Genomic DNA, 21,805 nt, shown 5'->3' on the forward strand with positions numbered 1-21,805 from the left:
CTTCTCTTACATAAATTTTTTACTCAGCTTCTTTAGCTCCAACTAATGCTAAACCTGGGCCGTACGGCGTTGTATGGACATCTAACATTAATTCATTTGTATAAGGCACAATAGAAGCTTCCATTGCTACTTGTACTCCGTCGACTTCATACATTTCATCATTTTCAAAAGGCTCTTCAAAAGCTAACCCAATGTTAGGGATTTCACAGCTAATTCCTTTGAAATATAAGCGAATTCCTGTTATCTCCTGCTCTTCAAGTATATTGTTAATTAATTGTTTTGCTTCTGGTGTAATATGCATGACTACCCCTTCTTCCTTTCAATACTCTTGCTCTATCCTATCATATCTTTAGAGTTTTTAAAGAGAATAACTGCAATTTAAAAGCATTATAATTATTATTTAATAATAATTATAAATAAGTATTGATTTTAATTTGATATTTGATATAATATAAACATAAGATAACAGCAACTTATTAGGAGGCTATTAACTATGAATTTAGAAAACGTATTGAACCAACAAATTGCCGATTTTAACGTATTATATACAAAGCTACATCGCTTTCACTGGTATGTAAAAGGGCCTCAATTTTTTACGCTTCATGAAAAATTTGAAGAATTCTATAATGAGACGGCGGACTATATAGATGAATATGCAGAACGATTACTAGCCATTGGAGGAAGCCCAATTGCTACGATGAAGCAATTTTTACAAGCAGCTACTCTTTCTGAAGATGGGAATGAGCAAACGAGTGAAGAAATGGTAGAAACCTTAATTAATGACTATACGCTACTTGTTAAAAACCTAAAAAATGCAGTTGAAAAAGCTGAAGCAGCACATGATCACGTAACAGCTGACTTATTCATTGGAACAATTGGCAACATTGAAAAACATATTTGGATGCTAAAAGCTGCTTTACCTGTAAAAACATCCGTACATGCATAAAAAGAGCCCAATCGGCTCTTTTTTTACGTTTGTTGATTTCCTTTTTTTTGTTTTTGCAGCCACATAAAAAAAGACATATCATCGTAAATGTCATCTTCTAGCACAGCCTTATAGACATGATCACTCGTATAGTAGCGATTATATCCGCTTTGCTGCTTGAAAAATAAAATACATTCCCGCTTCTTTTCAGTGAGAAGTGATTTTAATAATACTTGTTTCTCAACTTTGCCCTTCACGATATTTTCTGGAAGCACGGAAATATCAAGCTTCCACTCTTCACCCTTCTGAATCATATACACACTCCACTGATACTTACCTTTTTCATTAGCAAATATCATCTTATAAGGTTGAAAACGCTTTGTAAGCTGATACCCCATGTGAAAAATAGATTCTTCATCCATTTCATCATTTCCTACGTAAAAATTAATGATGCGATTTGTCATGACATTTAACTCAAAACTCTCCCCTGAGAGCGGGCAACCGTATTCTCTTAACAAATTAAACAAACGGTTGGATACCACCAGTTGATTTGCTTCATGTTTTAATTCACTTGAGTATGACAGCAGCTCATTCATGTTTTTTGATTCCCCTATCTATAGATCGTGAATTGTTATTGATATTCGCTTTTTTTTTATAAAACCCTTTCACTTTTACCCTTTAATTAACTAACTAGAGGTAAATTAAGTTATGTAGAGCAACATTTTATGAATAAATCAAGTTTGAGTATAAAACTTGAAGAAGTTTAAAGACTATAGTCGATACCGATTTTAAGGAGGACTTAGTATGAATAATCACGAACTTCCTACAAACATGCAAACTGGAGCTGTCCCCCCTCAATTGAACCATGGAGGGCATGAGCTATTTGACGTTCATGAAACACTTGCCGGCTCGATCAATGTAATGGATCAGTTTATGATGTTTAGGCAATATGTAAAAGAACAAGAGCTGCTTGATATTATTGATCGGCAATATCAGTTTATTTTAAATGAATATAATTTAATCGTAGAAGCTTTTTCTACTGGCCAAAAGCCGGCCGGTTCTACACATGTATATAACATGAAACAGTCTCATACCTTTGTTTATGGCTTAAAGCCTTCGCAGCCTAAAAAGCCGAATCAGTCCGTTGAGGAAATTAATGAAAAAGGAATTTCAGGTCATATGCTGGGTCTAGTCAAGTCTCAAGCATCTCTTTTAACTATGACAGCTTTAGAAATAACTAATCCTGTTGTTCGCCGAATATTCGGAGACAGTGTTCCTAATTGGATTGAAATGGCTTATGAAATTTCTCTTTATCAAAACAAACATCATTATTATCAAGTGCCGCAGCTTGCAAAAGAAGATATGCAGCAAATGATCACAAGTTTCGCAAAAGCTACTGCCTCTCCTCAGATGCCTAATAACCATAAACTGCATTAATTACAAAGAGGCTGGGGCAAACGTATTTTAATTAAAGGAAGATCCGAACGATTCATCGTTCGGATCTTTTCATTAGTATGGTGAATATAGGTTATGTTTAGAGTTGATTCTAGCTGTTGATTGGAGGGAAAGGCGAAGACTCCTGCGGGAAGTGAAGTCATGCACGAAAATCAACAGCGGTGGAACAAGCGATCCATACTCGACCATTTATCCAATTTGTTCCCCTTTAGATTCGATTGATATGGTTGTGTTTCAATCTCTTTTGCGTATATATTTCAGAAAATGACAAAAAACTATGCATTTTGAATTATTTTCTGAATATTTGTAGTATTTTGATTAATTATGTATTATAATACAGTTAACTAATAGAAAGGAGTGAGAGATGCATCATATATACTCGGATTACAGTTAAAGGAGGTGTCATAACACGCTCGCAATACGTTTGCTAAAAATCAGTTGAACTGTAGAACCGATATGTGATAGACCATGATGGTAAAGTTAAGATTAATTCCCCTAAATGAACATGTAACATAATAAACTGCTTCTTTTTCTTTTTAAAGATAGAAGCAGTTTTTTTATGTGCGTTTTTCTTTTCCCGATTTAATACATGTTTTCTCCACTTTGGCTAACACTTAAGATATACATTTACGTACAAGGTGGTGACTTTGATGATCGCCGTAAAATTACTATTAGTCGCAGTTTTGATTGCATTAACTGCTTTTTTTGTAGCGACAGAATTCGCTATTGTAAAAGTAAGGAGTTCAAAAATCAACCAGCTTCTAGAAGAAGGAAACAAAAAAGCTGTATCTGCCAAGCACGTTATTACGCATCTAGATGAATATCTATCCGCTTGTCAGCTTGGTATCACTATCACGGCTCTCGGGCTTGGTTGGCTCGGTGAACCGACGCTAGATCGGTTGCTGCATCCTCTTTTTACTACCTTCCATACGAATGAGCCGCTTGCTGGTATTTTATCCTTTGTCATTGCATTTGTTGTTATTACCTTTTTACATGTTGTCTTAGGAGAATTAGCTCCTAAAACGTTTGCTATTCAAATGGCTGAACAAATTACGCTGAACTTTGCAAAACCGATTATCGTGTTTTACAAACTTATGTATCCGTTCATTAAAATATTAAACGGCTCAGCTCGTATGTTGACCAAGATGTTTGGTATAACGATGATTTCGGAAAATGAAGCTGCTCATAGTGAAGAAGAACTTCGCATTTTGTTATCTGAAAGCTTTGAAGGCGGTGAAATTAATCAGTCCGAATATCGATATATGAGCAAAATTTTTGATTTTGATGACCGTTTAGCTAAAGAAGTAATGGTCCCACGAACGGAAATTGTAAGTGCTTCTAAAGATGACGTGGTAGAGGTTTTTTTGCAAATTGCAAATGTCGAAAAATATACCCGCTATCCAATTGTTGAAGATGGAGATAAAGATAAGATAATTGGTCTCGTTAATATTAAAGAAATTTATAACGACATTGTATTTAACGAAAAAGACGGAACTAATACGTTAGAATCATATGTCAAGCCTATTTTTAAAGTAATTGAAACCGTACCTATTCATGACTTGCTCGTAAAGATGCAAAAAGAACGCATTCAAATGGCTATTCTTTTTGATGAGTATGGTGGAACCGCGGGGCTTGTGACAGTAGAAGACATTATTGAAGAAATTGTGGGAGAAATTCGAGATGAGTTTGACACGGACGAAATTCCTTATGTACAAAAAATTAAAGACGATCACTATATTCTTGACGGAAAAATGCTCATTAGCCAAGTAAATGATCTACTTGGTACGGATATTAGCGACGAAGAAGTAGATACCATTGCCGGGTGGGTGTTAACCGAAAAGTTTGATGTGACCAAAAATGATATCATTCAGCATGAGCAATTTTACTTTAAAGTTTTGATTATAGAAGATTTTCACATTAAGTATATAGAAGTAAAAAAAAGGAAAGATAAAGAAAAAAAGGATGATCATCATTAATCATCCTTTTTAGTTATTCAAAATCCCTTTTACCAATCGTCTCCTCCATCAAAAAAGTCTCCATCCAACAGATCCTCCCTGGCTTCTTCAATATCTTCTCCAATTTCACCAAGCGCCGAGTCTTCAAACATATCATCGATCAAATTCTCAATGAGCAGCCCGCCTAACATACCGGCTGCAAAGCCTCCCATTGCTCCTCCTAACCCGCTCATACGTGGATGATGTGAATGCTGATCATAGTGAGAAGGCTTATAATATTCATAGTCTCGAGGATTTTCCATCATCTCTTCCATCGCTTCTTCCAGCAAACGAGCGATAGTGGATGGATGGCTTAGTTCATCATTTGTAAAAAAGAGTTCGTTTTTTATTTCCCTCTCCCGGCCGAAAGAAGGTAAATCTAGCTCCAATAACACTCGTATACCTTCTCGTTCAATGGCTAACTCAAACTCAACCTCATTTACATATCCCTTTAAGAAGTCTGTAGGAAAAAATGCAAATTCTTGTTTGTATCCGTTAAATTTTCCTGAATGGTGTTTTTCTCTAAACCCAAGTGCTTCAAAGCCCTCTACTAGCTGATATAAGCTTTTTGGTGCTTTGATGCGCACAGGATCCCGGTCTGTTGAGTCAACTCCCCCTTCAATATCTAAGTGTGTCTTAAAAAAATAGCTAACGTTGCTCGCAGAGATTGGAAGATCCAAAGGTAAATGATATGTAAACGGAATTTCCTTTTTCTCACCTTCATTAATTGTAAATGAAGAAGCTGCGCGCAGGCTTTCCACACGATGTGTATGCATTTGACCGCTTTTCATTTGAACTTCAAGCCAAAATTCAACATCAATTAAATTAATATGTTGCTGAACGTTTCCACCTTGGATGACAATAGCTCCTTCAATTACTTGACCGAGCGTATAGGCCGTTTCATTTAGTCGTAAATCCACTTTGGCAGCTCCAACTCCAATTTTAGCAAACATTTTTTTAAACATTTTTTTCCTCCTCCAAAATGCTCTTACTATATATACGAATTATACCGTTTATAAGTTTCAACTTACAAAAAAAGAACTCAATTTCTTGAGTTCTTTCTGTTGCTTTGAAGCTCCTGTATTAAAAAACCCAGCCCCAACAGCAGTTACGTCTTTTGCAGCAATGACGTTTTCTACAACCGCCGTGATGTCCGCCGTGATGACAGCCACTGTGGTTACCATCGTGATGCCCTCCATCGTGGTTACCGCCATGGTTGCCACCGTGGCCTCCGCCATGACAACCGCCGTGGTTACCGTCGTGACCTCCGCCATGGTTGCCACCGTGGCCTCCGCCATGACAACCGCCGTGGTTACCGTCGTGACCTCCGCCATGGTTGCCACCGTGGCCTCCGCCATGACAACCGCCATGGTTGCCGTCGTGACCTCCACCATGGTGACATTTTTTATGACCTGAACGATGATCATCATCATGTTTAGGACAATGATCGTTATGCTTATAATCGTTATGACAGCATTTTCCTTCATGGCTACTTCTTGGATCATAACCAGAAGTTTTGTAATAATACTGATTAGAACACCAGCAACAGTTCTTTTTGTTGTTGTAATTCACATAAACCATCCTTATCTATAAATAAGATTTATATAGGCAATTTTATACCTATATATAAATAGATTATGTAAACTAGTACAAGGAAGTGCATTGCTGTGGGCCATGACCTAAGCCTGTTTTTAGGAGTATATGCTTGGCAGCTAAGACAAGAAAAAAGCCATCTAAAGATGGCCTTTTTTATATTTGATTTTTCACTTTACTTGCGCTTTCTGCATAAAACTCTAGAATTTCTCTTCTTCTCACAATTCCAATGAATACGCCTTGATCATCCGTTACAGGCACAAAATTTTGGTCAATTGCCTTTGAAAGGATGTTTTGAACTTCATCATATATAGCAACTGGGTTATAATCTTGATAGCGGTCAATCTCTGTTAATTTAATATTTTCCGTATCTTGAAAGCGATAGTCTCCTAGGCTTTTTAACTTCCAAAGAAGATCTCCTTCAGTAAGAACGCCCACATATTTACCATCATCGTCAACCAGTGGAACTGTAGAATAGCGATGATACTCCATTTTTTCAAGAGCCTGTCTTAATGTGGAGTGAATATTTAATGTTACAACATCACTTTTTGGTACTAAGAAAAATGCAATATTCATTTTTTAATCTCCTTTTCCTTACCCGCTCATCTTACAATTTCTATTTATTTGTTCAGTTTTCGGCTTATTTTAATGTTTTAATCATACAAAATGCAGCTCGCAGTTATCTTACATTTACAACTATAAGCTGTCAATCCTAAGCTATGTAATTTCGGCTTCATATTTCTTTATTACAGTACCCGTTTTCTAAATAATCAAATCCTAATTTTTAGAAAAAACCGTCTAGTTAAAATGATTGCTCCTGCAGCTGCTGCTTTATACTAATAAGGGCCGGAAGAGCTACTTTCAGCTCTTCTTCTCTGCGATAAGAACGCAACTGAACCTCATTATATGCTCTGTTTATACTTTTTGACTCATGAAAAAGTCCCACATGATTCGGCTAGCATTGGGGCCTTTAGGATCCGTATAGCTGCCCGCTGAATTCCCTCCTGACCATGCATGCCCCATTCCATTGATAATATATTTATCAATAGCCAATTCTCCCTTACTGCTTTCGTAGCGATACGTTGTATAATCCCGTCCAAAGAGGATTTTTTCCTCTCTCGTTTTAACAGGGCTATTCTGAATCCATCCATCTATTTTTCCGTTATAAGCAAGATTATTCGTTGTAATCCACTGGTGAACCACTTGATCTGCATTGGCTACATTTACCGTCGAATCGGCGTTACCATGAAATACAATGAGCGGCAGTGGCTTTGCCCGTTTTCCCATTTGCTGATAAGCAATTCTTCCTTGTTTAACGGGGGAAGGACCTTTACTGGCCATGACGGAATACGCATTAAATACGTTAAGAGCCGCCTGATATTCGATACCTGCTGACACACCTATGCCAGCAAACAGTTCTGGATACGTTACCCCCATGACGATGCTCATGGCTCCTCCTGCTGACAGACCGGCAACAAACACTTTATTTTTCTGAATAAAGTGCATGTTTTGGACTTTTTTTACAATCCCTGCAATAATCGCTGGCTCGCCAAATCCTCTAATTTGATGAAGCGGTTCAAACCAGTTCCAGCATTTATTCATATTTGAGTTAGAAGACTGCTGTGGATATACGACAATAAATTCCTTTTCGTCGGCGAGCTCATTCATTTGCGTGCCTATCGCAAAATCATCTGCATTTTGTGTACATCCATGCAGCATAACCATTAGTGGGTAAGATTTCAAAATATGATAGGATTTAGGTAAATAAACCTTGAATTTTTTTCCTTTATGAGTATATGTTTTAAATGATTCAGATGACGCTTCTTGTTGTTCACTTGAAGACACGAGCGTTGACGTATTTATAACATTAGGTAGTGAACCCAACATGGTACCCCTCCTCTTTTTGTCAACGTTTTCATTTTTCTTCCCAATTACGTCCTGTATTACAATACTACATATTATTTCGTTTTTTTGCACGTTCTACATACTCTAAGAGTACAACTTGTTTTGGTTTTAAGCCGTTTTTTATATTCTTTAAAATTAGGATTTTTTTGCTATATATATACTTTATTACTATATATGAAAATTGTCACTATAATCATGAAAAAAGGACAAACATGCCGTTTGCCCTTTTATTTGGACCTTGATGTTTACATACCTTTTGCCGAATTAAGCATCTATACTTTTATTATATGATGCTCCCTATCATTTATATGAATTTATTGCTCTGCATGTTTAAATCTGTAGCCTTTTATCATTTCATGCTCTGCTTTTTATTCACCAATTCTATAGGAGCAAATGGCAAGGTCCTGGTGTGGAAGCCACGTTGAAAAAGAAGCATCTTGAATAGCAAATGTTTTGGGTTAACCTCTTCTTTGTTCGCAACATTCATACAAAGGCTGATTGTAATCACTCTTTTCCCCTCCTTTTCTTTAAATAGGTATAGCCAAGAGGTGCTATTAGAGTAGATTCCTTTATTTTGCATACATTTTTTAGAAAACTATGGTAAAAATAAGACTTATCATATGGAGGTGAATAAATTGGCAAATATCCCAAAGGATACTGAGCCCTACTGGCGCGATCATTTAAAGTTTCCAACATACCCATCTCTTTCAGAAAATCGAAAAGTTGATGTTGTAGTAGTAGGAGGCGGTATTAGCGGTATTACAACGGCTTATTTATTACAAAAAGAAGGACTGAACGTGGCGTTAATTGAAGCTGATAATATTTTAAATGGTACAACCGGTCACACAACAGCAAAGATTACAGCTCAGCATGACGTTATCTACGATGAACTGCTTTCACACATTGGCGAAGAAAAAACGCTGCTGTATTATAAAGCAAACGAACAAGCTCTGCAGTTTATGAAAAACTTAATTCAAACGGAAAACATTGACTGTGATTTTTCAGTACAAGATGCTTACTTATACGGAGAAACGCTGGAGTTTGACCATCGAGTTCGTAAAGAATTTCGAGCCTATCAGCGATTACATATTCCATGTGAATTTGCAACAGAGATTCCTTTTAGTTTTGATATTAGAGCAGCAGCTATTATGAAAGATCAAGCTCAGTTTCATCCGTTAAAATATCTGCTTCATTTAGTAAAAAAATTCACAGAAAGCGGCGGATTGATTTTTGAAAACACCGTAGCAACGGATGTAGAAGAAAGCACGTCGCCCACCGTTGTCACAAGAGACGGACATCGCATTTCTTGCAAATATGTAGTGGCGTGTTCACACTTTCCATTTTATGATGGAGCGGGCTTTTACTATACGCGTATGTATGCCAAACGTTCGTATGTGTTAGCAGCAAAAGTTGAACAAGCTTACCCTGGAGGCATGTATTTAAGTGCTGATCAGCCTACTCATTCGCTGCGTTCAACAAAAGTTGACGGAGAAGAACTCATCTTAATTGGCGGAGAAGGCCACAAAGCTGGACAAGGAATTAATACTATGTTTCACTATGAGTCCCTTCAGAGGTTCGCCGAAGAAAATTTTACTGTCCAACATTTTCGTTATAAATGGTCTGCACAAGATTTATTTACGCTTGATAAAATTCCATATATCGGGCCCCTTAAAGAAAGCAAGCCAAATATCTTTATTGCTACCGGGTTTAAAAAATGGGGCATGACTCATAGCACCATTGCAGCACATATTATCCGGGATGCAATAACCGGGAAAGACAACCCATATGCAGAGTTGTATAATCCGTCTCGTTTTTATGCGGACCCTAGCCTTAAGCATTTCTTTCGTCAAAATCTTGATGTGGCTGAACACTTTATTACCGGTAAGTTTTCAATGCCTGAAAAAGGACTCGATCAGCTTCAAAATGATGAAGGGTCGGTCGTATATGTAAACAGCAAACGTACGGGGGCGTATAAAGATCCTCAAGGGAAGCTTCACTGCGTCGATACTACATGCACGCACTTAGGATGTGAAGTAAATTGGAACGCCGGTGACCGCACGTGGGACTGTCCTTGTCACGGTTCTCGTTTTTCTTACGACGGATCTGTGGTAGAAGGCCCTGCTAAAAAGCCGCTTACACCAGTGGATGTCAATTCAAGCGATAAAAAAAGCACGCCGTAGGGCATGCTTTTTTTATCATTATCAATGGATTCACATTTGAATTTACTCTTTACATCCTTCTTTTCTAAAGTATCGATTATACACTAAAACCATTGCATAAATGACTAAAAAAGAAAACGTAAAGATAATTAACCTTCCAGATTCAGGGACATGATCAAGATAGTCTGTTTCAAAAAACATAACAAACATCAAAAATGGCAATAGAAACAAAAACCAAATAAAATCTCGATCCATAAACATTTTTATAAAAAATAAAATGGCCCCGATGTAGACAATCATCAAAAACATAATCATTCACCAAATTCTATTTAATACTAGAGGTGTTGTAATGATTATATCGGATTTCTCCGGCGAAATATAGAGTCATTGGTTTTAATTTTATAAATTCCTTACAACTTTCAAACTGCTATTTTAACATAATAAGGGAATTTACTGCTGTAAAGACTCTAAGTGAGCAAAAAACTGCGGGTACGAAACGGATACCGCCTCACGATTTTCAATAATTGTTTCTCCTTCTGCAATACAAGAGGCAACAGCAAGCATCATACCGATACGGTGATCTCCGTGGCTGTTTACATTTGCTCCATGAAGTTTTGTACCTCCGTGAATAATCATTCCATCTTCCGTTGCTTCAATGTTAGCTCCCATTTTGGTTAACTCATTCACTACCGTATCAATACGGTTTGTTTCTTTGACTTTTAACTCTGCAGCATCTTTAATAACGGTAATCCCTTCTGCCTGTGTGGCAGCTAGTGCAATAATTGGGATTTCGTCAATTAGACGCGGAATTAAGTCTCCGCCTACTTCCGTACCTTTTAAGTGAGAAGCTTCTACAACTAAATCTGCATAGGGTTCCGCCGTTTCTTTTGTTTCTTTGACTGTCTCGATCGAAGCCCCCATATTTGAAAGCACCTCTAAAATACCCGTTCGAGTCGGATTCATCCCAACTTTTTGAATTTCAATGCGACTGTTTGCAATAATAGCCCCCGCTACTAAAAAGAATGCAGCTGACGAAATATCACCAGGCACTTCTACATGCGTTCCTCTTAACGTTTGACCGCCTTCAATTGAAACGGTTAATCCTTCTTCTTTCACTTTAACTCCAAACGCCTCTAGCATACGTTCTGTATGATCACGCGATTTCGCCGGTTCCGTTACAGAAGTTGTTCCTTCCGCCTGCAGTCCAGCAAGTAAAATAGCTGATTTTACTTGTGCGCTTGCAACAGGAGATGTATAGTGTATACCTTTTGCTTTCCCACCTCGAATAACAAGCGGTGTAAAATTAGCGTCTTTTCGGCCGTCTAAATGAATATTCATATCACGAAGCGGACCAGTCACACGCTTCATAGGGCGTTTGGCAATAGATTCGTCTCCAATTAACGTTGAATGAAAGGGTGTATTTGCTAAAATCCCCATCATGAGGCGAATCGTGGTGCCCGAATTTCCGACATCTAAAATATCAGATGGCTCTTTTAGCGCTTGTATACCTTTTCCTTTTACCACGACGCTTTGTTCATCAATCATTTGAATATCTACACCTAGTTTTTGAAAGCAGGAAATGGTGCTAAGGCAATCATCTCCCGGCAAAAATCCGTTAATTGTTGTTGTTCCTTCTGCAATTGAACCAAACATGACGGAACGGTGAGAAATGGATTTATCTCCTGGAATTTGAATCGTTCCTCGTAAAGCTTTTACTGTCACAATCTGTCTCTCCTTTTATGCGTGAAGCGAATCACGAAATTCTTTAGCATCAGAAAAGTAATCAAATAACTCGTGTCCGTCACCTTTTTCTACTAATAGTTTTACTTGTTCCATTTCTTTCATCCAGTCATCGAGCAATGTTAAAAGCATAGAACGGTTTTGCTTTAATATGTCTCTCCACATATGAGGGTTGCTTGAAGCAATTCTCGTAATATCTCGAAAACCGCCTGCCGCCATTTCTGTAACAAGATGATTATTTGCTGAATAGCCTTTGACTTGTCTTACTAGACTGGTTGCAATCACATGTGGTAAATGACTGACAACTCCGGTGATTTGGTCATGAGTAGCTGCATCAAGCGGTACAAATTGTGCACCTGTAGGCTCTAGCAAATGCATAAGCGCATCTATTTTTTCTTTTTGCTCATTTTCAAACGGCGTTAAAATATAGCGCGCCGAACAAAATAAATCCGCTCGTGCATTGACTGCACCGCTCGTATGAGAACCAGCCATCGGATGCCCACCAATAAATGAAATACGTTTTTTATTCAGCGCTTGGGCTGCTTTCATAATTTCACCTTTTGTACTTCCGACATCCGTTACGATAACCGTTTCTTTAAGCTTCCAAGTAGAAAGGTCGTGTATCCATGCTGTCGTATACTCTACTGGAGTAGCAAGCACGATATAATCTGCTTGGGCTGCTTCTGTTTTTATATCTTCAGCTACATAATCAATGATACCTAGCTGGTTGGCTACTTGTACTTCATTTGTGTTGATATCAGCTCCAACGACTGTTACGTGACGATGCTTCTTCATAGCTAGCGCTAATGATCCTCCAATAAGGCCAACGCCAATAAGTAATACACGTGTTTTCACCTTTCATTCTCCTCTATTCTTTAAAATTGCTTTGCGTATTCTTCGTGTTTTTTTACATTTTCTTGAATTAACTGAATTCGATCTGCCCCAAATTGATCGATAATAGCAGATGCTAGTTCCCAAGCAATCACTGATTCTGCTACAACCGCCGCCGCCGGTACTGCACAGCTGTCTGATCGTTCAATACTTGCAGCAAACGGCTCTTTTGTATCAATATCTATACTTTGCAGCGGCTTGTATAAGGTAGGAATAGGTTTCATGACGCCTCGCACCACAATCGGCATCCCTGTTGTCATGCCTCCTTCTAAACCTCCTGCATTATTCGTTTTACGCGTATAGCCGTTTTGTTCATCCCATAGAATTTCATCATGGACTTCACTTCCCGGTCTGCGAGCTGCTTCAAAGCCTACGCCGATTTCAACGCCTTTAAACGCGTTAATGCTCATAATAGCAGCAGCTAGCTTTGAATCTAACTTACGATCATAGTGCACGTAACTGCCTACTGCAGTAGGCATTCCTTCTACTACTACTTCCACTACGCCACCAATGCTGTCTCCATTTTCTTTTGCATCATCGATTGCTTTCATCATTTTCTGTCCCGCTTCTTCATCTAAGCAGCGAACAGGTGACGCTTCAGTTTTTTCCTGAAGTTCTGTTAGCGACTCATATGCCGTTTTTTCAGCTTTCACACCGCCGATTTCAAGTACGTGACATGCAATATTTACACCTACAGCTTTTAATACTTGTTTGGCAACTGCGCCTGTGGCTACTCGTACCGTCGTTTCACGAGCAGATGAACGTTCTAATACGTTTCGCATATCTCTGTGGCCGTATTTAATCGCTCCATTTAAATCCGCGTGACCTGGACGAGGTTTTGTAATTTGTCTCTTTACTTCTTCCTCATGATCAACTGGATCAGCACCCATAATATTTCTCCAGTGCGTAAAATCTTTGTTTTCAACGACTAAAGCAATTGGTGAACCAAGCGTCTCACCGTGGCGAACACCGCCTTTAATCTGAACTTGGTCTTTTTCAATCTGCATGCGGCGTCCGCGCCCATGTCCCTTTTGTCTTCTTGCTAAATCTTCATTAATATGTTCGGCTGTTAACTCAAGTCCTGCTGGTACTCCTTCAATAATCGCTGTTAATTGAGGTCCGTGCGATTCTCCTGCTGTTAAATATCTCATATTATCGATTCCTTTCTGTTATAAAAAATAAAAAACTCGCCCCTACGTCATAGGGACGAGTTTTTCTCGCGATACCACCCTAGTTGCAAACATTACTTGCCACCTCGAATTGTTAACGATCCGCTGACCGCTCTGTAAAAGAGTACTCAAAGAGTGTAATTCGCTCACATTTTTGTACTGACTTCCACCAACCGTCAGCTCTCTGAGACAGGGAAATGTTTGCTACTAGTTTCTTATCACTGTATCACTATGAAATTAAGATAATTTTACTGCTGCACCTTTTAATTCTTCCATGAATTTGTGGAATTCAGGAATGTTCATTTGCTGTGCTGAATCTGATAGTGCTACTGCTGGGTCTGGATGAACTTCTGCCATTACAGCATCTGCGCCGATAGCAATCGCTGCTTTTGCACATGGTAATAGTAAGTCTTTGCGTCCTGTCGAATGCGTTACGTCTACTACAACTGGTAAATGCGTTTCTTTTTTCAAGATTGGAACAGCTGAGATATCTAATGTGTTGCGTGTTGCACGCTCGTATGTGCGGATACCGCGTTCACAAAGAATAATGTTTCCATTTCCGCGAGACATAATGTATTCAGCAGCGTTAATGAATTCTTCAATTGTTGCTGCCAATCCACGTTTTAAAAGAATTGGTTTGTCTACAGAACCTGCAGCTTTTAATAGCTCGAAGTTTTGCATGTTACGTGCACCAATTTGAATCACATCTACGTAGTCTAGAGCCGTTTCAATATCTTGAGGAGAAACAATTTCACTGATAATTGATAGACCTAGCTCATCTCCTACTTGACGTAAGATTTTTAATCCTTCCACCCCAAGACCTTGGAAATCGTAAGGTGATGTACGTGGTTTGAACGCTCCGCCGCGCATTAATGTAATGCCTTGTTCTTTAAGCGCTAAGCCCACTTCTTTTACTTGTTCGTAGCTTTCTACTGCACATGGTCCCATTACGAATTCTAAGTTTCCAGGTCCTACTTTTGTGCCGTTGATGTCAACGATTGTATCTTCTGATTTCTTTTTACGAGATACAAGAAGTGCTTTACGGTGATCGTCTTCTTGAAGTTCTAAGCTTGCTTTGAAAATTTCTTTGAAAATATGCTGAATTGTTGAAGCTTCGAATGGACCATTATGGTTAGCTAAGATTTGATCTAATGATTTACGTTCACGAACTGGATCAAAGCGATTCACACCTTGTGTACCTTTTACTTTTCCAATTTCTTGTGCGATTTCACCGCGTTTATTTAATAATTCTAAAATTTCTAAATTTATTTCGTCGATTTGTCCTCGTAATTGTTCTAGTGATTTTGTCATTTTAAAAATCCTCCTTTGATTTTACAACCTTGAACGGATCTTTTCGTTTAGTTTGTATTTAAAAATCCGTTTTACACCTACACAGCCGCTTGTGCGGATATACAAAAAGTCCCTACTGATTGTATCAGTAGGGACGAATTGATCGCGGTACCACCCTAATTGCAAGCATTGCTTGCCTCTTCATTAAGATAACGGCTATTGCCGCTTTTGACTATTGCCAAAAGAAAGCTCCAAGAATGTAATTCGCAATCTCTTTTGTACTGATTCGCACCAACCATCAGCTCTCTGAATACAGGGAAGATTTTGCTACTATGCTCTTTTCATCGCTTGTAATGGATATAAAATTATAATGGACCGAAATACAAAAAGTCCCTACTCACCCTTAAGATTGTTCTTAAGAGTCAGTAGGGACGAAAATTCGCGGTACCACCCTAGTTGCAAGCATTTTGCTTGCCTCTTCATTAAAATAACGGCCAGGCCGTCTTTTCCTGCTCGGAAAAGATGCTCAAGGAATGTACTTCGAAAAAATTTTTGTTCTGACTCGCAGCAACCGTCAGCTCTCTGATACAGGGAAATTTTTTCTACTCGTGCTCCTATCAACGCTCAGTATTGACTATGTATGCGTACTTGGATAATCAGTTCCGATCGTTTGAAACTGTTTGTCGCTTCCAAGTTGTGTGTAATGTTGTGTGATGTTGATTTGTATTATGAATGGTTTTTTTATCTTCGTCAACACTTTTTATTAATTTTTTTTATTTTTTAAAAACCATCGCCCCTTCAAACCTCTCTCTATCAAGAGTTTTGTCACTTTAATTTTTTTCAAACACGTATTCCATTTCAGAGTCATATTCAATAAATCCATGTTTTTGATACAAGCTTTTTCCAGCGGCGGAAGCATTTAACCATATTCGATTTACACCACTTTTTTGGCCGTACTGCATCAAGTGCTTTAAAATAGCGGAAGAATAGCCGTGCTTTCGTTGATCAAAAGCTGTATACATGTTCATAACATATGCTTCTTTTCCTTGAAGGTTACCCGGTGAAGGCGGACGTATAAAAAAGACGATGCTTCCTGCTGATACAACTTTTCCATCGACTTTTAAAATAGCCGTATAATTATTTGGGCTATTTATATTCGCAGTAAAATATTCTTCTGTCGCCTTTCGAAACAGCTCCTCACTCCCATTTAGTTCTCCCAGTTCTTTCATGAGCAGCATTCGCAGGTTAACCAGGTCCTGCACGTCTTCTAATAGTGCTTTTTCAACCATTGTTCTCCCTCTTTTCGTCTCTTTTACAAAAAAAACTCTCAGCATTTGAGAGCTTCATTTAAGCAAGAAAAACAGCTCCGTATACGAGTGCTCCGACAATAACGAACGCTGGATGCACACGTAATTTTTCCAATAAAAGAAAGCTGGCTGCTACTAAAAATAGAGTTTGCCATATACCTGAATCACCGTATGAATTCATAAAAAATTCATACGCCATTAAGCCAAGTAAAATAGCGATTACGGGACGAATGTAGTTGGTCATTTTCTTAACATTTGGTGAATCTTTATACTTAAATAATATTCGAAGTAAAATGACTAAAAGCAAAACCGACGGAGCAATCGTTGCAAAAAGAGCAATCACCGAGCCTAAAATCCCTGCCTGCTGATATCCGATAAATCCCGCCATTTTTGTCGCAATTGGACCTGGAAGCGCATTTCCAATTGCCAGCATTTCACTAAACTCTTTAACGGTAAGCCAATGGTAGCGGTCTACAACTTCTTTTTGAATGAGCGGAATCGACGCAGGTCCTCCTCCATAACCTAAAATATTTGAAACAAAAAACGCCATAAATAGCTGAATATAAATCATACCGATTCCCTCTTTTGCTTGTGCTCATCGTTTTCGCCTTTTTTTCCTTTTCGTTTTAGCGGAATCCAAGCTGCTGCCATAAGTACAATAATAATAACTGCTGGATGAATATGGGCAAATTCCATTAGTCCTAAACTAATAATGAGTAAGATAATAGCTGGCGTCCAGCCTAAACCAGACGTTGATTTTTTGAAAAAATCCCATGTCATAACCGCGAGCATCACTCCTACTACAGGAACGACTGCTTTGGTCATCCCCATAACCCAGGGCTGATCTTTAAATTGCGTTAAAGTGGTCAACAGTAATACCATTAAAAAAACGGTTGGAATAACGGCTGCAAATAAAGCTGTACCGAGACCTAAGATACCGCCGACTCTATAGCCGATGTATCCAGCCAGCTTTGTCGCAATAGGCCCAGGCAGCGTATTGGCAATTGCTAACAAATCGCCAAATTCATCGTCATCCATCCACTTGTACGTATCGACTACTTCTTTTTTTACAAGTGGAATAGCTGAAGGTCCTCCTCCGTAGCCGAGCATACCTGAGCGAAAAAACGCTATAAAAATATCCAATTGTCGCATTTCTCGCGCTCCTTTCTCTGTGATCTAATAAGCAACGACGGCTCCGTCTGTTCGCGCTTCTGTGCCGCCATATAATACACCGGTTTGTTCATCTCTTAAAATAATCTGCCCTCTTCCAAACGTATGTCTGCTCGTAGCCACATGAATATCATGCCCTTTGCGTTCTAATGCTTCTACAATATGTGAAGGCATTTCTTTTTCCACAAGAACCTTTTTATGTTCAATCCACTGCCATCTTGGTGCATCTAAAGCTGCCTGAGGATTTAGATGAAAATCAATCATATTCATGATGACTTGCACATGTCCTTGCGGCTGCATAAATTTACCCATTACACCGAATGAACCTACAGCACTTTTATTCTTTGTTAAAAATCCAGGAATAATGGTATGATAGGTTCGTTTTCCAGGCTCTAATCGGTTATGGTGCTGTGGGTCTAACGAAAAATTGTGCCCGCGGTTTTGCAGGCATATGCCCGTATTAGGTACGACAAGTCCTGAGCCAAAATCCATGTAATTACTTTGAATGAATGATACCATGTTTCCTTCTCCATCAGCTGTAGCCAAATAGATCGTGCCGCTATGAGACGGCTGTCCGGCTTCGGGAATAAGCGCTTTTTCACCAATCAGCCCTCTGCGCTTGTTTGCATAAGAATCATTCAACAAATCTTCAACTGCTACTGTCATTTTATCAGCATCTGTAATAAATTTTTGTCCATCTGCAAACGCTAGCTTCATAGCTTCAATTTGCTTGTGGTATGTATCGACAGAATCTTTGGCATCAAAAGAAAAACCTTTTAGCGTATTTAGAGCTAAAAGCGCAATAAGGCCTTGGCCGTTGGGCGGTATTTCCCACACATCGTATCCTCGGTAAGAAGTTGAAATCGGCTTTACCCACTCTGCTTTAAAAGCTGCTAAATCCTCTTTTGCTAAAAATCCGCCGTGTTTTTTTGAAAAAGCTGCTATTTTATCAGCTAAATCCCCTCTGTAAAAAGATTCTCCATTCGTTTCGGCAATTTCAAGCAGTGTAGCAGCATGGTCTGGTGATCGCCACATTTCCCCTACCTTAGGAGCAGATCCATTGTTAGTAAATGTCTCAAACCAGTGTTTATATTCTTCACCTTTTAACGCGTGTGTAAATCGTTCAAACGCTCGTTCCCAATTGTACCCTAAAATTGGGGAGATTGGGAACCCTTCTTGCGCATAAGAAATAGCCGGCTGCAGCACTTCTTTTAACGGTAGCCGGCCAAAGCGTTTTGACAGCTCCACCCACGCACTCGGGGCACCTGGGACCGTAACAGGAACAAAACCGCGAGCCGGCATCTCTTTTATCCCCATGGCGCGCAGAGCCTCAATAGAGATAGAAGCAGGAGCAGGACCGCTCGCGTTGAGTCCATATAGTTCTTCATTTATCCACACAAGAGCAAATGCGTCTCCGCCAATTCCATTTGAAGTAGGTTCTACCACCGTTAAACAAGCTGCGGAGGCAATAGCAGCATCTACTGCATTGCCTCCTTTTTTCAACATTTCAAGACCCGCCTGAGCGGCAAGAGGCTGACTAGTTGCTACCATTCCGTTTTTTCCAAACGTGCACGTACGCTGCGATGCATATGGGTGTGTGAAAAAGTATTCGCTCATAGAAAATCTCCTCTTTTCTTTATATGGTGAATAACGAATCTTTACAGACTAGACAACGCTACTTCTTCCTCATAAACTTCTAAAGCTGCTTGCAGAGCAGAACCTGCATTTACGCTTGCCCCGTTTCGAATAAGCACTGCTTCAAGACCGGCTAATGTAAAGAGAACGTTGTCTTTACGGCAGCTGTATCCCATTGTACCGATACGCCATATTTTTCCATGCATCGGCCCAAAAGAACTTGCGATTTCAATTCCAAATTGTTCAAGAAGCGTAGAACGAACTGCTTCCCCGTCAATTCCTAATGGAATTAAGACGCACGTAACGGTTGGAACTTTTGAGTTCTCATCGCCAAATAAAGATAATCCCATTGCTTTAATTCCGGCTACAAGTGCTTTTTCGTGGAGACGATGCCTTGCAAATCTTTCTTCTAACCCTTCTTCTAAAATAACGCGCAGTCCTTCTCTCAAAGCATAGAGCATGGACGTTGCTTCCGTGTGATGATTTAGCCTGCGCTCACTCCAATAGTCTTGAAGCTGACTCAAATCAAAATAGTTGCTGATAATATTTGGACGTAGACGAACAGTTTGAGCATCTGCTTTTGTCGCAATTCCTTTTTCAACTTTTTTACGTTCCATGATAATTTTTTCAATACGATCATTGTACGTAATAGGTGCCATACCCGACGGAACAGATAAACACTTTTGTGTACCTGCAATCAATGCGTCAATGTTCCACTCGTCTACTTTTACATCCGTACCGCCGATAGTAGCTACTGCGTCGACGATAAATAAAACATCTTGGTCGCGACATGCAGCACCAATTTCTTTAAGAGGCTGCATTCTCCCTGTAGACGTTTCGCCATGAACCATTGCAACGATTTTTGGGTTTACTTTTTTTATTTCCTGGATCACGGTCTCAGGGTCAAACACTTCTCCCCATTCGCATTCAATATTGTGTACCTCAGCTCCGTAGCGCTCGGCAATTTCCGTTAATAAATAGCCGAAGCGGCCGAAAATCGGGACGAATACTTTATCGCCCGGTTCAACTACACTTGCAAGAACTGCTTCAATCCCAGCTCTAGACGTTCCATCAACGGGAAAAGCCCATTTGTTTTTGGTTTGAAATAGCTCACGAAGCATTTCCATCGTTTCGTTCATAATGCGCGTAAATGCGGGGTCGAACTGACCTAAAATAGGTGTTCCTAATGCTCTTAATACGCGTGGATCTGCTTCTACAGGGCCTGGTGTCATAATCGTACGCGGCGGTGTATGAAGCTGTTTTGTTATAGTCATGTCAAATTCCTCCTAGTAGGCAAGTTTATATAATAGTTCTATTAAGACCTTTACTCCTTTTTCTAACTGTTCTCCTTTGGTGAATTCCTTTGGGGAATGGCTGATTCCATCTTGGCTCGGGACGAATAACAAACATGTGGGAACTCTTCGCCCGAATACCTGCGAGTCGTGTCCTGCACCGCTTACTAATTCTCGGGAGGAGATATTCTTTTCCGAGGAAATAATTTTGGAAAGTTCAGATAATTGTTCGCTCATGGCAACAGGTTTTTCATCCATCCAGCAGTTGAGATTCACTTCTAAATCCCCTGCTGTTCGCTTGATAATTTCCTTCATTTCTCGTTCTGCTTCTTGTAAAACCTTATACTCATGATGTCTTATATCGACCGTGAATTCTACATATCCTGGTATTACATTCGGTGCATTTGGAGAAAGTGTAATTTTTCCAACCGTTACGTATAAAGCGTTATGATATTTTTCGCTCAATTCAATAAATGCCTTAGCGAGTTTGCAGCTCACATAAAATGCATCTTTTCGGATGTTCATCGGGGTTGTGCCCGCATGGTTACTTTCACCTTTAACAGATACTGTAAATCTTTTCTGCCCGACGATACTAGAAACAATTCCGATATCGCAATGAGACATTTCAAGCTGCTTTCCTTGCTCGATATGCAGTTCAATAAAAGAAGCGATGTCTGTGCGGTATGGCTCGCTGTGGAGGCCTTCTCCGAAATTGAGCTGTTTCATTGCGTCATCCAGCTTAATCCCTTCTTTATTTATAACATGTTTTGCATCACTTTTGCTGTGTAATCCATTCATATTACCTGATCCCCAATACGTAAGAGGAAATCTGCTACCTTCTTCTTCACAAAGTGATACGACCTCTAAGGTTTTTGTAGGGGAGCCATAATGCGCATATAGGTACTGCAGAGCAATGATACCTGCCACAACACCAAAAGCCCCGTCATATTTTCCTCCGTTTATCACGGTGTCGATATGGGATCCTGTTAAAATAACTTGTTGTTCTGGACCCGTTCCTTGCAACCGTCCAAATAAATTTCCTACATCATCGTAATACGTTTTGAGGTGAAGTCCCTTCATTTTTTCTTCCAATGCCTTTTGAGCTGCATTCCACTGTTCCGTATATAAAAGCCTCGTGACACCTTCTTTTTCATCTAACCCAAACTGTGACAACCAGCTAATGTTTTCTTCGATTTGCTGACAAAGCTTAGATTTTCCCGTCATATCTGCAACCATTGCTATCCCTCCTGCTATCTTCATTTTAAGAAAATGACTGATTG

Annotated in this window: 22 protein-coding genes and 3 other annotated features; of the genes, 4 read left to right on the forward strand and 18 right to left on the reverse strand. The window is 39.3% G+C overall.

Annotated features, from left to right (window positions below; translation table 11 throughout):
- Positions 1 to 19: 19 nt before the first annotated feature.
- Positions 20 to 301, reverse strand: coding sequence for a hypothetical protein (locus tag ACNHOZ_RS09315; protein WP_013057684.1), 282 nt, complete (start codon positions 299 to 301; stop codon positions 20 to 22).
- 192 nt (positions 302 to 493) lie between these two features.
- Between ACNHOZ_RS09315 and ACNHOZ_RS09320 the strand changes: the two genes are divergently transcribed.
- A complete protein-coding gene (locus ACNHOZ_RS09320) occupies positions 494 to 946 on the forward strand; it encodes a Dps family protein (RefSeq protein WP_028412796.1) in 453 nt (150 codons plus the stop codon).
- Between the two features lie 23 nt (positions 947 to 969).
- On the opposite strand, the gene ACNHOZ_RS09325 is transcribed toward ACNHOZ_RS09320, so the two are convergent.
- The gene (locus ACNHOZ_RS09325) at positions 970 to 1,521 is read right to left on the reverse strand and encodes a hypothetical protein (protein ID WP_033579460.1); all 552 of its coding nucleotides are present in this window, start codon (positions 1,519 to 1,521) and stop codon (positions 970 to 972) included.
- A gap of 208 nt (positions 1,522 to 1,729) precedes the next feature.
- On the opposite strand from ACNHOZ_RS09325, the gene ACNHOZ_RS09330 reads away from it, so the two are divergent.
- Complete coding sequence (locus tag ACNHOZ_RS09330) at positions 1,730 to 2,362, forward strand: spore coat protein (RefSeq protein ID WP_028412794.1); 633 nt, start codon at positions 1,730 to 1,732, stop codon at positions 2,360 to 2,362.
- Positions 2,363 to 3,030: 668 nt separating this feature from the next.
- Positions 3,031 to 4,356, forward strand: coding sequence for a hemolysin family protein (locus ACNHOZ_RS09335; protein ID WP_048019006.1), 1,326 nt, complete (start codon positions 3,031 to 3,033; stop codon positions 4,354 to 4,356).
- Positions 4,357 to 4,385: 29 nt separating this feature from the next.
- Here ACNHOZ_RS09335 and ACNHOZ_RS09340 read toward each other — a convergent pair whose 3' ends face one another.
- The 5 genes from ACNHOZ_RS09340 to ACNHOZ_RS09360 form a co-directional block, all read right to left on the reverse strand.
- Positions 4,386 to 5,339 carry a sporulation protein gene (locus tag ACNHOZ_RS09340; protein WP_048019005.1) on the reverse strand — a complete coding sequence of 318 codons (954 nt, stop codon included), beginning with the start codon at positions 5,337 to 5,339 and terminating at the stop codon, positions 4,386 to 4,388.
- 57 nt (positions 5,340 to 5,396) lie between these two features.
- Positions 5,397 to 5,861 carry a hypothetical protein gene (locus ACNHOZ_RS09345; protein WP_048019004.1) on the reverse strand — a complete coding sequence of 155 codons (465 nt, stop codon included), beginning with the start codon at positions 5,859 to 5,861 and terminating at the stop codon, positions 5,397 to 5,399.
- Positions 5,862 to 6,123: 262 nt separating this feature from the next.
- Complete coding sequence (locus ACNHOZ_RS09350; RefSeq protein WP_033580628.1) at positions 6,124 to 6,543, reverse strand: CBS domain-containing protein; 420 nt, start codon at positions 6,541 to 6,543, stop codon at positions 6,124 to 6,126.
- A gap of 339 nt (positions 6,544 to 6,882) precedes the next feature.
- Positions 6,883 to 7,854 (reverse strand): extracellular catalytic domain type 1 short-chain-length polyhydroxyalkanoate depolymerase, encoded by a 972-nt coding sequence (locus ACNHOZ_RS09355; RefSeq protein WP_033580627.1) that lies wholly within the window; start codon positions 7,852 to 7,854, stop codon positions 6,883 to 6,885.
- 367 nt (positions 7,855 to 8,221) lie between these two features.
- Positions 8,222 to 8,380 carry a hypothetical protein gene (locus ACNHOZ_RS09360; protein ID WP_155404450.1) on the reverse strand — a complete coding sequence of 53 codons (159 nt, stop codon included), beginning with the start codon at positions 8,378 to 8,380 and terminating at the stop codon, positions 8,222 to 8,224.
- A gap of 127 nt (positions 8,381 to 8,507) precedes the next feature.
- Between ACNHOZ_RS09360 and ACNHOZ_RS09365 the strand changes: the two genes are divergently transcribed.
- Positions 8,508 to 10,052: an FAD-dependent oxidoreductase gene (locus ACNHOZ_RS09365; RefSeq protein ID WP_080754504.1), complete on the forward strand. Its 1,545-nt coding sequence runs from the start codon at positions 8,508 to 8,510 to the stop codon at positions 10,050 to 10,052.
- 42 nt (positions 10,053 to 10,094) lie between these two features.
- Here ACNHOZ_RS09365 and ACNHOZ_RS09370 read toward each other — a convergent pair whose 3' ends face one another.
- From ACNHOZ_RS09370 to allC, 11 genes are all read right to left on the reverse strand, one after another.
- Positions 10,095 to 10,340, reverse strand: a complete 246-nt coding sequence (locus ACNHOZ_RS09370) for a hypothetical protein (RefSeq protein ID WP_013057694.1) — start codon at positions 10,338 to 10,340, stop codon at positions 10,095 to 10,097.
- A gap of 141 nt (positions 10,341 to 10,481) precedes the next feature.
- Complete coding sequence (aroA, locus tag ACNHOZ_RS09375; RefSeq protein ID WP_048019003.1) at positions 10,482 to 11,753, reverse strand: 3-phosphoshikimate 1-carboxyvinyltransferase; 1,272 nt, start codon at positions 11,751 to 11,753, stop codon at positions 10,482 to 10,484.
- A gap of 15 nt (positions 11,754 to 11,768) precedes the next feature.
- A complete protein-coding gene (locus ACNHOZ_RS09380; protein ID WP_033580624.1) occupies positions 11,769 to 12,626 on the reverse strand; it encodes a prephenate dehydrogenase in 858 nt (285 codons plus the stop codon).
- Positions 12,627 to 12,646: 20 nt separating this feature from the next.
- On the reverse strand, positions 12,647 to 13,813 hold the full coding sequence (gene aroC, locus ACNHOZ_RS09385; protein ID WP_033580623.1) for a chorismate synthase: 1,167 nt from the start codon (positions 13,811 to 13,813) through the stop codon (positions 12,647 to 12,649).
- Between the two features lie 48 nt (positions 13,814 to 13,861).
- Positions 13,862 to 14,062: a binding site (T-box leader), on the reverse strand.
- A gap of 6 nt (positions 14,063 to 14,068) precedes the next feature.
- Positions 14,069 to 15,142 carry a bifunctional 3-deoxy-7-phosphoheptulonate synthase/chorismate mutase gene (locus ACNHOZ_RS09390; RefSeq protein ID WP_013057698.1) on the reverse strand — a complete coding sequence of 358 codons (1,074 nt, stop codon included), beginning with the start codon at positions 15,140 to 15,142 and terminating at the stop codon, positions 14,069 to 14,071.
- 126 nt (positions 15,143 to 15,268) lie between these two features.
- Positions 15,269 to 15,475, reverse strand: a binding site (T-box leader).
- A gap of 70 nt (positions 15,476 to 15,545) precedes the next feature.
- Positions 15,546 to 15,751 (reverse strand) — a binding site (T-box leader).
- A 200-nt stretch (positions 15,752 to 15,951) separates the two neighbouring features.
- Positions 15,952 to 16,410 carry a GNAT family N-acetyltransferase gene (locus tag ACNHOZ_RS09395; RefSeq protein ID WP_048019002.1) on the reverse strand — a complete coding sequence of 153 codons (459 nt, stop codon included), beginning with the start codon at positions 16,408 to 16,410 and terminating at the stop codon, positions 15,952 to 15,954.
- Positions 16,411 to 16,468: 58 nt separating this feature from the next.
- Positions 16,469 to 16,999 carry a chromate transporter gene (locus tag ACNHOZ_RS09400; protein WP_014459451.1) on the reverse strand — a complete coding sequence of 177 codons (531 nt, stop codon included), beginning with the start codon at positions 16,997 to 16,999 and terminating at the stop codon, positions 16,469 to 16,471.
- A complete protein-coding gene (locus ACNHOZ_RS09405) occupies positions 16,996 to 17,580 on the reverse strand; it encodes a chromate transporter (protein ID WP_048019001.1) in 585 nt (194 codons plus the stop codon). The genes ACNHOZ_RS09400 and ACNHOZ_RS09405 overlap by 4 nt, the downstream gene beginning before the upstream one ends.
- Positions 17,581 to 17,604: 24 nt before the next feature.
- Positions 17,605 to 19,215, reverse strand: a complete 1,611-nt coding sequence (gene ggt, locus ACNHOZ_RS09410) for a gamma-glutamyltransferase (protein ID WP_048019000.1) — start codon at positions 19,213 to 19,215, stop codon at positions 17,605 to 17,607.
- A 41-nt stretch (positions 19,216 to 19,256) separates the two neighbouring features.
- Positions 19,257 to 20,507, reverse strand: coding sequence for a pyridoxal-phosphate-dependent aminotransferase family protein (locus ACNHOZ_RS09415; RefSeq protein ID WP_048018999.1), 1,251 nt, complete (start codon positions 20,505 to 20,507; stop codon positions 19,257 to 19,259).
- 12 nt (positions 20,508 to 20,519) lie between these two features.
- Positions 20,520 to 21,761 (reverse strand): allantoate deiminase, encoded by a 1,242-nt coding sequence (gene allC / locus ACNHOZ_RS09420; protein ID WP_230683486.1) that lies wholly within the window; start codon positions 21,759 to 21,761, stop codon positions 20,520 to 20,522.
- Positions 21,762 to 21,805 lie beyond the last annotated feature (44 nt).

The organism is Priestia sp. D51, assembly GCF_053345675.1.